Origin of the sequence: Phaeobacter sp. HF9A (assembly GCF_011806385.1) — a bacterium.
Classification (GTDB): domain Bacteria; phylum Pseudomonadota; class Alphaproteobacteria; order Rhodobacterales; family Rhodobacteraceae; genus Epibacterium.
Genome location: NZ_JAATOX010000126.1, coordinates 1 through 11,229, shown reverse-complemented (window position 1 = coordinate 11,229; position 11,229 = coordinate 1). Strand labels below are relative to the sequence as shown.

At 59.7% G+C, this 11,229-nt stretch carries 7 protein-coding genes and 1 tRNA gene; 1 reads left to right on the top strand and 7 read right to left on the bottom strand.

Going from position 1 to position 11,229, the window contains the following annotated elements; translation table 11 throughout:
• Positions 1-71: 71 nt before the first annotated feature.
• The 4 genes from HCZ87_RS17255 to HCZ87_RS17240 form a co-directional block, all read right to left on the bottom strand.
• Entirely contained in the window at positions 72-1,220 is a 1,149-nt protein-coding gene (locus HCZ87_RS17255; protein ID WP_167645754.1) for a restriction endonuclease, read from the bottom strand.
• Positions 1,221-1,702: 482 nt separating this feature from the next.
• A tRNA-Arg gene (locus HCZ87_RS17250) sits at positions 1,703-1,779 on the bottom strand.
• A 231-nt stretch (positions 1,780-2,010) separates the two neighbouring features.
• A complete protein-coding gene (locus HCZ87_RS17245) occupies positions 2,011-2,937 on the bottom strand; it encodes a carbohydrate kinase (RefSeq protein ID WP_167645752.1) in 927 nt (308 codons plus the stop codon).
• 179 nt (positions 2,938-3,116) lie between these two features.
• A complete protein-coding gene (locus HCZ87_RS17240) occupies positions 3,117-5,231 on the bottom strand; it encodes a methyl-accepting chemotaxis protein (RefSeq protein WP_167645750.1) in 2,115 nt (704 codons plus the stop codon).
• 334 nt (positions 5,232-5,565) lie between these two features.
• Between HCZ87_RS17240 and HCZ87_RS17235 the strand changes: the two genes are divergently transcribed.
• Complete coding sequence (locus HCZ87_RS17235; RefSeq protein WP_167645748.1) at positions 5,566-8,685, top strand: Hint domain-containing protein; 3,120 nt, start codon at positions 5,566-5,568, stop codon at positions 8,683-8,685.
• On the opposite strand, the gene HCZ87_RS17230 is transcribed toward HCZ87_RS17235, so the two are convergent.
• The 3 genes from HCZ87_RS17230 to HCZ87_RS17220 all read right to left on the bottom strand — a co-directional run bounded on the left by HCZ87_RS17230 (position 8,620) and on the right by HCZ87_RS17220 (position 10,893).
• Complete coding sequence (locus tag HCZ87_RS17230) at positions 8,620-9,282, bottom strand: GntR family transcriptional regulator (protein WP_167645746.1); 663 nt, start codon at positions 9,280-9,282, stop codon at positions 8,620-8,622. The genes HCZ87_RS17235 and HCZ87_RS17230 overlap by 66 nt on opposite strands.
• Before the next feature lie 86 nt (positions 9,283-9,368).
• Entirely contained in the window at positions 9,369-10,508 is a 1,140-nt protein-coding gene (locus HCZ87_RS17225; protein WP_167645744.1) for a M56 family metallopeptidase, read from the bottom strand.
• Positions 10,498-10,893 carry a BlaI/MecI/CopY family transcriptional regulator gene (locus tag HCZ87_RS17220; protein WP_167645742.1) on the bottom strand — a complete coding sequence of 132 codons (396 nt, stop codon included), beginning with the start codon at positions 10,891-10,893 and terminating at the stop codon, positions 10,498-10,500. The genes HCZ87_RS17225 and HCZ87_RS17220 overlap by 11 nt, the downstream gene beginning before the upstream one ends.
• Between the last annotated feature and the right edge of the window lie 336 nt (positions 10,894-11,229).

The window sequence follows — 11,229 nt, the reverse complement described above, 5'->3', positions numbered from 1 at the left end:
GATGACCCCCGCCCAGAAACTGAGAACGGCCGCGTAAATTCTACGACCAAGTCCCCGCAGAAACGGGGGGATTACCCCGCCTCACCGCTGAGGATGGACCGTTTTGCGCGGAAGACGGTATCCGCCGTCAGGCGATTGAGGCACTCGGGGCCGATCTCGGGTACCTCGCTGCCCCTCTGCCCATAACCATCGTCCGCGATGGTTCGCGCAGGGATGGCCATCAACAGCGCTGCGTGCTTCGTCTCCTTAAGGATGATCGCAAACTGGTTCGTGAGGACAGAGTAGCCTGTGCGCGCGTGGACGATGCGGGGATCTTTAAAAGTGAAGCTCTGAAGCAGCGAAGAGACCGCTTGAGGTGTTACCAGCTTTGACTTATCGCGGATGATCCCGGCGCTGGCGTCCTGGCACCATTCTCTGACATCGGTAGAGGTCGATAGCGTCATTGGGATGCGGGTCCGACCCGCGAACTTCCGTGCCGAAGGAAGGTAGTCGGAGGTCGTGACGAACATGCTCTTCTGAGCTGCTTCGACGTCTGCGACGCCATGCAGTGCCGCTACGGCCGCCAGGTCGATCTTGTTTCGAGGAGCGTAGCGCTTGGCCTGAACCAGCGTCAGTATGTCGCCTAGTGGGTCGCGCTGGAGCACGCGGACGTCTATGCCCCCGTCATTCGAGCCCGGGCCTAGCTCGCAAGTAAACCCTTGAGCCTGGAAAATTCGGAATAGTAGCGTCTCAAATTCGCGCCAAGTGAGGCGGTAGAGATCCTCCGGGCGTCTCGCGAAGTACGAATACAATTCTTCATACACGTCCGCGACGTCCGGCTGAACCAGTCCGCATACCCACTGCCAATTCTCACGGTCGAGAAACGGTTGGAAAAACGGACTGTCGTCCTCTGGATATATATGGACGCTGGCACTGTCATTGCGCTCATACCAGAAGCCCTGTCGTTCAAGCAGCTCAAAAAACTCGATGTCGAGACCGTGGAAATCGCCATCGAGCGCGCGTCCGAGGTTGCCGTCGAAGTGCAGGACCGTGACGACGGGGGGCGCCCCAGGCTCTCCGCCGACCCGCTCGGCATAGGACTGGAAGCCGCAGTCGAACCAAAGCTCGTGACGAGTTGCCCACTCTTGTATCGAACGCTGCAGGTCGCTGACCAGCACGTCGAGTTCAGCATCGGACGGTGTCTGGGCTGCGGTACTCGGATCCGACAACTCGTCAGACATCGAATGGTTCCGGGGCGGTTATTTGTTGCATGGCTTTTGCTCTGCCGCATTCGGCTAGACTGTTATCTGCCATTGGTTAGACGTCATTCTCGCCGAATATTAGCCGCTCGTCTACGCAGGTTGCGTGACCTTCAAGGTGATCTGCGATCCGAACCATTCGATCTATCCGTTTCGAAGTTGGATCGCGGACGAGCTAAAAAAATCGCGGAGCACGATTGGCTGGCTGGTTCAGCCTAAAGCAGCAACCCGCACTAGGATCAATGGCTGATTTGGGCCTTATGGTACAAAACCGGTCCTGCCGCCATCCCAGCATAGCATAGGCGCTTTCCGTGCATCGCCGCCCTAAAGATCTAGCGAAGCATCAGTAAGAGGGGGGGGGCGAACCGGATACTCGCGGCTTGCCCACAATCATCCGGTTCGCGGTGATTGGGTCAGTTTATGACGTAAAAGCCAATTTCGTCTGACGTTCTACAAGGGGGGAGTGGCGGACCGAGGAGGATTCGAACCCCCGACCCCTTGATTCGTAGTCAAGTACTCTATCCAGCTGAGCTATCGGTCCACTAAGCGCGGGGTTTAGTGCTCTGCGGGCAGGGGTGCAAGCAGAAAACGCGTTGGGTTTATAAAATTGTCACATCAGCAGGCGTGCCACCGCAAGGCGGCTACCATCTTGGCCATGCGTGGCGCGTCAGAGCAGTAGTGAGGCTCTGGCGGTTCCCAAAAGGGGGGGCGGTTTTTCCCGTGGTCCGAAGCCCGTTTGCGGTTCGGGCCGACATCGTGGAGGCAAGCGCCGTCAGAGCTCACTTGCCCATGGTGGGTTGGCGCCCGGGCGTGCAACGGTGATTGCGGCGACTTTTGCTCCGTACGCAAGAGCCTGCTGCAGCGCGTCAGGCGAGAGACATCTCAATGCGGGTTTGCTCAGCAGGCCGAGTTCGTCCAGCCGGGCCATTGCTCCTGCGTTGAATGTGTCACCCGCGCCAACAGTGTCGGCCACGATCGCGGGTTCTGCGGGGACTTCTACACTTTGTCCATCGGGCAACAGCCCCAAAGCGCCCTCTGCACCGCGGGTGACCAAGACGACGGACGGCCCCATTGCCTGGAGCGCGTTTGCCTGGGCTATTGGGTCTTGTTCTTCGGGAATGATCCAGGCCAGATCTTCATCCGACACTTTGACAAGATCCGCGCGAGATAGCATTTCCATCAATCTTGCACGATATCGCTGCGGATCGGAGGCGAAGCCGGGGCGGATATTGGGGTCCATGATGATTGCACGGGTCTTATGCGCCCTCGCAAGCACCTCTTGATAGGTATCCGCGCAGGGTTCACAAGCCAGGCTGATGCCGCCAAAGAACAGGGCCGACACGTCATCGCTGAGGTCAGGTATCGCGGCGGTCCCAAGCAGCCGGCCCGCTGTGTTTTCGTCATAGAACGCGTATTTCGCGTGTCCGTCTTCCAGTTTGACAAAGGCCAGGGTTGTCGGGCGATCAGAGAGGGCGAGATAGCGATCCTCAACATGGCTGGCCTTTAACGCGGCCTGAAGTTGTGTGCCAAAAAGGTCGGTTGAGATGCCACTGAACAGGCTAACCGGGCGGCCCAGGCGGCCCAGAGCGATTGCGGTATTGAAGACCGCGCCCCCTGCATGGGGCACATAGGCCTCTACGCCTGTTCCCGTTTCTTCGGGGATCATATCAATCAATGCTTCACCACAGCAAAGGATCATCGTGCCACACTCTCAACCAATGGGGTGGGGGCGATTTGCCATCCCCGTCCAGAAGACGCCGCTCTGCGTCTCGTTCATGAGGGCGCTAGCATTTTTCAACTTCTCTGACAAATTATTCTTTCCGCCCGCGCGCCCATCCTTCGCCGCGATCAGGGTCTCAGGTTTCGCGTTGCATCCGGTCAGGCGGCGCGCGCGGGGGGCTTTTGGACGTTGTCGCTTTTGCTGAGTACAAAATCAGCGACAAGAGAGGCCAGTCGTCCGGCGCGTGTGGCTATATCTCCCGAGGCTGTTCGCGTGGCTTCTGCGACGGCGGTGTTTTGGCTGGCGAGGTTGTTGAGAATCCCCATGGCCTCGCTCAGGCTGTGGAGCGCTGAAACCTGCGTTTCGGAGGCGCGCGAAATGCGATTGAGGACATCATCAACATTGGTAATTTCTTCGGAGATTTCTGTGAGCGCCGAGCCCGCACGGTCCACCAAGCCCACGCCATCCCGCACCTGCTGTCCGCTTTCCTCGATCAGGGCCTTGATTTCCAGCGCAGCTGCGCTGGAGCGTTGTGCCAGAGCGCGAACTTCGGAGGCCACCACCGCAAATCCGCGTCCGGCTTCCCCAGCGCGGGCGGCTTCTACACCAGCGTTCAACGCCAGAAGGTTTGTCTGAAAAGAGATATCCTCGATCAGGGACAGAATGTTCGAGATCTTCTCTGAGGAGGCCTGAATGCGCCCCATCGCATCCACCGCCTCGCGAACCACGCCGCTGGACCTGTGTGCGCGTTCTCGCGCACTGCCGGCCATATGCGCTGCGGACAGGATGTCCTTGCCGAAGACGTCAACTTCACCCGATAGCGTCTCAACCCGAGCTGTCGTTTCCTGAATGGTTCCCACCTGTTCGGTGGTGCGCGCGGCCAGATCCAGCGCAGAGCTCTTCATGGCGGCTGAGGCGCGATCCAGATCCTCGACCGTATTGGCAATCGAGGACAATACCCCCCGCAGCCTTTCAGAGGCAGTATTAAAATCGCTGCGGATCTTGTCGTATTCGGGGTCCAGAGGGGTGTCGAAGTGGGACGTGAGGTCTGCCTCTGCGAGGGCGGCGAGCCCTTCGGTGACGAGATCCACAACCCGGCCATGTTTTGCGTTCAGCGCGGCCTCGTCAGATGCTTTTAGGTCCTCGGCAGCCTGCCGCATGGCCAAGGTTTCCTGCTTGAAGCTATGAATCGCGCTGGCCATACGGCTGATTTCGTCCCGTCCGGTCGTGCCTGGAATTGGAATGTCAAAATTTCCTTTGCTGAACCCATCGACCACTCTCGTCAGGCGTTTAATGCGGAAAATCATGCGTTCGAAATTCAGAAGCGCGAAGAGCGTCACCAGAACACCCGCGCCACCACCAATCAAGAGCAGGGTACGATAGGCGTGCTCGGCATTGTTTGTGATCTGGCTCGAAAGCTGGCTTATTTCTTGACCCAGTGCCACTTCCCGCTCTCGCAGAAGCTCGATCCAGGCGGTTGAAATGCGGAACCACTCCTGGGCCGTCAGATCGCCGAATTCTGCGTCCTCATATCCAGAGATTATGCTGTTTCGCGCGTCTGCCAAGGCTTGATATTGCGGCTGGCTGTGCAGCTCCTCCATCCAGCCCGGAACCGCGATCAGATGCTTCGCCTCTGTCAGAAGCGCATGCTGGCTAACACCAAGCGAAACGAAGCGATCATGCACCTTCAAATTGAAACCGCCGCCGAGCCCCGTTGCGCCCATTGCCCGCTCAAGGCCGGCACGCTCCTTGGCGCCGCCAATCATGGTCCGTGCCAGCAGCAACGCCTGCTGGCGGGCTGTCGCATTCTCCTGGTCTCGCGGTCTGGCCTGGTCCAGAAGGCCGTTGATCATCGACGTGTAATATCCTGCCATCTGCGGCACCGTCAGTGTCAGCGTGTCGACCTGACTGCGCATGTCACTGCGTTTTGATAGCTCGGACATGGATGCGTCGAAGGCCGCGGCGTCAAGCCTGCGCAGCCGTTCGGCGCTGAGCTGCATCGCGTCCAATGCGCGTTCAGTGGCGCGCCTCTGTTGCGCCAATTCGTCGGGAAAGTTCTTGCCCTTTGAAGAAATAAACCCGGCAGAGTATCCGCGTTCTTTTTGAAGTTCATGAACCAGGTCATTCAGCAGTGTTGACGTTTCAATCGTTGCAGACGCGGTGACTGCCTGAGTCCTCTGCATCCGTTGAAATTCTACGTCCTGAGAGATGAAGTATGCTGCCAGAGCAAGCAGAGGTCCAATGACCAGAAACATTATCACGCGAAGATACATCAGCTGTCCAAGCCCTATTGGTGCCATTAGCGGTCAGGATTGGTTTGGAGATTTAAAAAACTGTGTTCAGTGCGTAAACGCTTCATAAAACAGTGAAAATCATCCGAGGAATTGTTTTTCATGCCTAAGTATTGAGCGTTTTAGGTCGCCGACCGTGACGGTTCGGTTCATGGCGTTTCGGATCGCCAAACCCTGCGGTGCCGGGCTCTGCTTGGGGTCGTGCGGCCAATTAACGGAAATTTTCCAACGGTTGGGTATCTCTGGGGCAGTGTAACTTGTCCTTTGCTGAACCTCTTGCGGGGTGAAGCAAGGCTGCTGTGGATGATTCTGACCAATGCCAAAGATTGATCATGATAGTTTGGATACGCATGTCTTGATCGGCGCGGCGGATGCGTCTTTGCCGGAGGCGAGCGAAGCGCAGGAGCTTGACCTCTATGACCCCTGGGATCCTGACTTCATTCCCGAGGAGGAAGAAGAGGAGGAGGACGAGGGGCTGATCTCTGACATCCTGAATGGTCTCGGGAATGGCCATGGTCAAGGCAATGCAAATGGTCATGGAAACGGCAATGCAAATGGTCATCACAAGCTGGTAATCGGCCATGATGGCGATGACGATCTGACCGGGTCAAATGATGACGATACCATGCTCGGCGGCGGCGGCAATGACCATGCCTCAGGTGGCGATGGCAATGATACGCTGATCGGCGACGAGAGCATCGACATGGGTCAGGACGCCACGCCGCTGTTCCTGAGCGTTGAGAACCTGGTGAGCCAGACCTATTACGGTGACTGCGCACAGGCAGGAGATTCCGCGATCTATCGCGACGTCGCTTTCCTGGAGGATGGCAGATCCGTCTGGGGGCGTTTGGTGCTGGTCGGCACCTCTGATCCGAGGATGACGGTTGATCTCTCTGGCGGGCGCGGTTCGGAAATCCTGCTGGATGGCTATGGTTACGGCGACACCGCTGAATTTCGGCTGGAATTCTTCGACCCCACGACGGGCGAGGAACTGTTCATCAACTCCACCGGCACCTTCAACGACATTGACCAGAACTATCGCGAATATGATGTCGAGGCCGTGTCGCTCGATGCCAGTGAATACACCGCTTTCGGGACCTCGTCGGATACCTCGCTCAATGTAACGACAGAGGGGGGCATCGTGCGCGCCTCTGGCACCGAACAGAACGAGTTCTACGACGAGGATGCTCAGTTCTCGGCGCAGTTCGAAGGGCGCAGCTTTATCAACTTTACCCTGGAGTCCCGCGATTCGCCCTCGGGGTTCACGCTGTCCGGCGATTTGATCGAAGATGCGGTCTACACGCCGATTCCCCAGGGGGACGATACGCTGGAAGGCGGCGCCGGTGCCGATGTGATCTTCGGCGAAGGGGGCAATGACCTGCTGGACGGCGGCGAAGGCGACGACAGTATTGATGGCGGCGATGGTGACGACGTCATGATTGGCGGCACCGGCTCTGACACGATGATCGGTGGCTTGGGCGGCGATACCATGTCGGGCGGCGACGGCGACGATTACATCGACGGCGGCGAGGGCGACGACAGCCTCAGCACCGGTCTTGGAAACGATACGCTGATCGGCGGCGCCGGCAATGATACGCTGCACAACTCCGCGGGGGATGACAGCCTCGTTGGCGGGGTGGGCGATGACAGCATCGTCGCCACCGAGGGCAACGACACGCTTGAGGGCGGCGACGGCAACGATACCCTTTACGCTGGCGTCGACAACGACAGCCTGGATGGCGGCACCGGCGATGACAGCATGTTCGGCGAGGACGGCGATGACAGCATCTCCGGCGGCACCGGTTTCGACTACATCGAGGGCGGCGCCGGCAACGATACCATCGACGGCGGGGATGATGACGACACCATTTCGGGTGGCGATGGCGATGACCTCATTTATGGCGGCGCTGGCGACGACGTTCTGACCACTGGCATCGGCAACGACACGCTGTACGGGGGCGAGGGCAACGACACGCTGCACAACTCCAGCGGCGACGACAGCCTGGTTGGCGGCACCGGCAATGACAGCATCACGGCCACCGATGGTTTTGACACGCTGGAAGGCGGTGACGGTGATGACACCATGTATGGTGGCAACGACGACGATCTGCTGGTGGGCGGCACCGGCGATGACCAGATGTACGGCGAATCCGGTGCCGATACATTTGTGCTCGAGGATAACTTTGGCAATGACACCATCGTCGGCGGCGAGGCTGGCGTCGATATGGACGTCATCGACATGTCCGGGCTCACCGGGCCGGTTTCGGTCACCTATACCGGCGATGAGGCGGGCTTTATTACCGACGGCACATATACCGTTACCTTCTCCGAGATCGAGCGCCTTACCCTGACGGATCAGGGCGATGTGGTGGATGCCAGTGCCGACAGCGTTGGGGTCAACATTGATGCAGGTGCCGGGGCCGATACCATTCAGGGCGGCAGCGGAGACGACAGCCTGACGGGCGGGACCGGGGATGACCAGTTCCTGCTGACCCAATCCGGCGGTGCGGATCGCATTGCCGATTTTGATCTCGCCGATGACGATTCCGACGGCTTCTACAATGACCAGATTGACGTCTCAGCGCTGACGGGCGGCTCCGGCGCGGATGGCGCGGTGCAGACCATTGATGTGACCACTTCCGACGATGGCTTTGGCAATACGTTGCTGACTTTCCCGGAGGGAGAACAACTGGTGCTGGAGGGGATCGACCCCAGCCAGATGACGACCCATGCGCAGCTTTTTGCGGCCGGCATCCCTTGTTTCACCGCAGGCGCTCTGGTGGAAACGGCCCGGGGTCCGCGCCCGGTCGAGGATATCCGCGTCGGGGATTTGGTGCAGACGGCGGACAACGGGCTGCAACCGGTGGTCTGGATCGGGCAACGGGAGCTGAGCACGCAAGAGCTGCTTCGGAACCCGCATCTACGCCCGGTCCTGCTGCGCGCCGGGAGCGAGCTTGGCAATACGCGACGCATGTGGGTGTCACCGCAGCACCGCTTTGTTCTACCGGCGGAACTGACCAAGGCTTGCGGGAGCGACCAGGAAAGTTTCATTCGGGCCCGGCTCTTGGCGGATCTGTCGCCGCAGAATGCCCGGATCGACGAGAGCTGCACGCCGTTGTGCTACATCCACCTGATGACAGAGGCGCATCAGGTGATCTTTGCAGATGGCTGCGCCACGGAAACTTATTGGCCGGGGCCGGACGCCCTGCGCAGCCTGTCTCATCGGGACCGGCAGGAGCTGTTCTCGCTGTTTCCTGCATTGCTACGGGCTGCGGATCTCTATGGCACGGCCGGGCGGGCGCTGGTGCAATCGCAATACAGCCCTCTGGCGCGCAAGGATCTGCGTCGCAAAGACCTCCGGCAGGACCCCCTAGTCGGCCGCGGCCCGGTTCTGGAGCAGCGTTTCGCAGGCCTGGGTAATATGGGTTCGGGTTAGCTCCGCCGCCCGATCCGCATCGCCATCGGCGCAGGCCTGCCAGATCGCAAGATGCTCGGCGTTGGATTTTGCCATGTTGCCGGAGCGGATCAGCGCAGCGCGAAGGTATCGGTCAACCCGGTCCATGGCCTTGTCGATCGCGTCCTCGTGGAAGGGCATGCCGGACGCCCGGTAGAGGCTTTCGTGAAAGGCACGGTTCAGATCACCCCAAGGGATCGGATCGCTTGTTTCATCCAGCTCGCGAAAAAAGGACTTGGCTTCGGCGAGGATCTTCTGATCCATATGTGGCACAGCGCGGCGGATGACCTCTGGTTCGATCAGGGCGCGATAGTCAAAGATTTCGCGCATTTCATCCATATCCAGCCCGGCCACAACCGCGCCCTTGAAACGCTGCGAGCTTGCCAGGCCTTTTTCCTCCAGACGCGAAATCGCCTCGCGGACGGGAATGCGGCTGGTGTTGAACTGGCGCGCAATATCGTCTTGCCGCAGGGGGGTGCCTTCTTCCAGCTCGCCTTCGATAATGGCTTTGCGCAGCGCATCAAACACAAGCGACGCGGCCGAGGCGGTTGGGGAAGGGCGATCAGGGGGCAATGTCATGGCGATGGTCTCCTCCGTTGCTCATACCGAGGAAGCGGATGTGGTGCAAAACCTTTGCGTGGGGCGCGTGCGAATGGGCGCACCGCTTAGCGCGAAGATACCATGAATTCGCCGTTGAGAGCCGACAATGCGGTGTCTGAGCTTCCGCGCTGGGCCATGCGCTCCAGGTTGACGATGGTGGAGAGCATGATGCGGTCATGGCTCCAGTCGCTGGGGCGTTGGATCAAAAAGGCGGTGATCACCACGGCGCAGGCGATCAGGCCGGAAATTCCGGTCCAGAGCAGGCCCTGCCGCCCCTGCGGTGGCAGTTCGGTCGCGGCGATGATCCGGCGGGCCAGTAGCGGTGCGCTATGGATCTCGCGCCGGTTCAGAAGCGCCACGGAGGGGCTGCGGGAACTGAGGAAAATCGGGGTTTCACGGGCCCGTTCAGACGCCCGGATCAGGCATTCGCAATAGCTGCGCAGGTCAAAACGGCCCTGCGCGCCAAGGGTCTGATCGCAGGCGAATTCGCGCACCATGCGCATATCGCGACGCCAGAGGTAATAGGCCGGGTTCCAGAACAGCAGCGGGCGCAGGCATTCCATCAAAAAGGCGATTTCAACGTCTTTCTGGCGGAAATGTTGCAGCTCATGGGCCAGGGTCACCCGCAAGTCGCGGGGATCGGCGAGCAAGGCCGTGGGCAGCACCACATAGCGCCGCCACAGACCGCGGGTGGAATAGGCGACGGCGGTGTCATCGCTGAGCAGCAGATCGACGCGACCGATGCGTTTCCAGAGATAGGCGGCGGCAAGCGCCCGGCGCAGGCGCAGAATGGCGGCGCCCAGCAACAGCGCAGAAAGCGCCGCGCCGCTGATCAAAAGGGCGGCGACGATCTGGCTCCAGGTGGTGCTGCCACCGCTGATGTCGCGCACCAGGTCTTCGCGCAGGCCGATCAAGGATTCAAAATGCGTGGCGGACATGTTTACATTGCCCTGAAGATACTGCGAGACCAGCACATCCGACAGGGTCGGCGCATGGCCAAGACCGCTGAGGTGCAGGAGCAGCACCAGAACCGGCGTCGCCGCAAGCAGCACCGTCATCCCGTTCAGCAGCCTGAGCTGAGGCCCATAGGCGGTGGCGAGGGAGGTCCGTCGCAGACCCGCACGCGCGGCGAGCCACAGGAGCGCGCCGGCGAGAACCAGGAGGTTCAGGTCGATATAGGTGTTCAGAAGCGCATCAGCTTTCATTGTCCCCCAGCCTTTCATTGAGAAGGGCACGCATTTCTTCGAGCATGGCATCGGTGATGTCCTCGTCATCGACCAGCCGGGCCACGAGGGCCGCCGGCGCGCCGTTGAAGAGTTTGCTCGACAGGTTTTTGAGCGACGTTTTTTGATAGTCCGCCTTGGGAATGGCCGGGCAATAGACAAGCGAACGGTCCACCCGCTCACTGGTCAGAAAGCCTTTTTGTTCCATGATCTTGAGGACCGTGGCCACAGATGTATAGGCGCGCTCTTGTCGCTTGTTCAGCTCGGCGAGGATGTCACGCACGGAACCTTGGCCCATATCCCAGACCACGGTCATGAACTCCAGTTCGACCTCGGTCAGCAGTGAGTGGTCCTGTTTCTTGCGCATATGTCCAAGCTTTGCTGTTGTTTGTCGCGACCGGGGAGACGTCGCGCTGATCTGTCTGGGATCACAGAAGATGCTAGGGGATTTTTTCGCCTGCGAAAACTATTTTTTTAGAAGATGCGCAGAGCCGCTGCGCAGGTTTTCAAATTGTGCGCTTCCGCGCGCCTATTCTTCGCGGGGGGAGGGGTGATGGATCTGTCTTTCCTGGGCATTTGGCGCAGCGGTTGCATGATTTTATCGCTGAGATGGTCCTGAGGGGCAGGTTTGCCCTCAGGACCGCTGTTGAGTTTGCTACTGGTGCGCGTCAAGGGCAAGCCACCCTTCGGGCGGAGCCTTCGG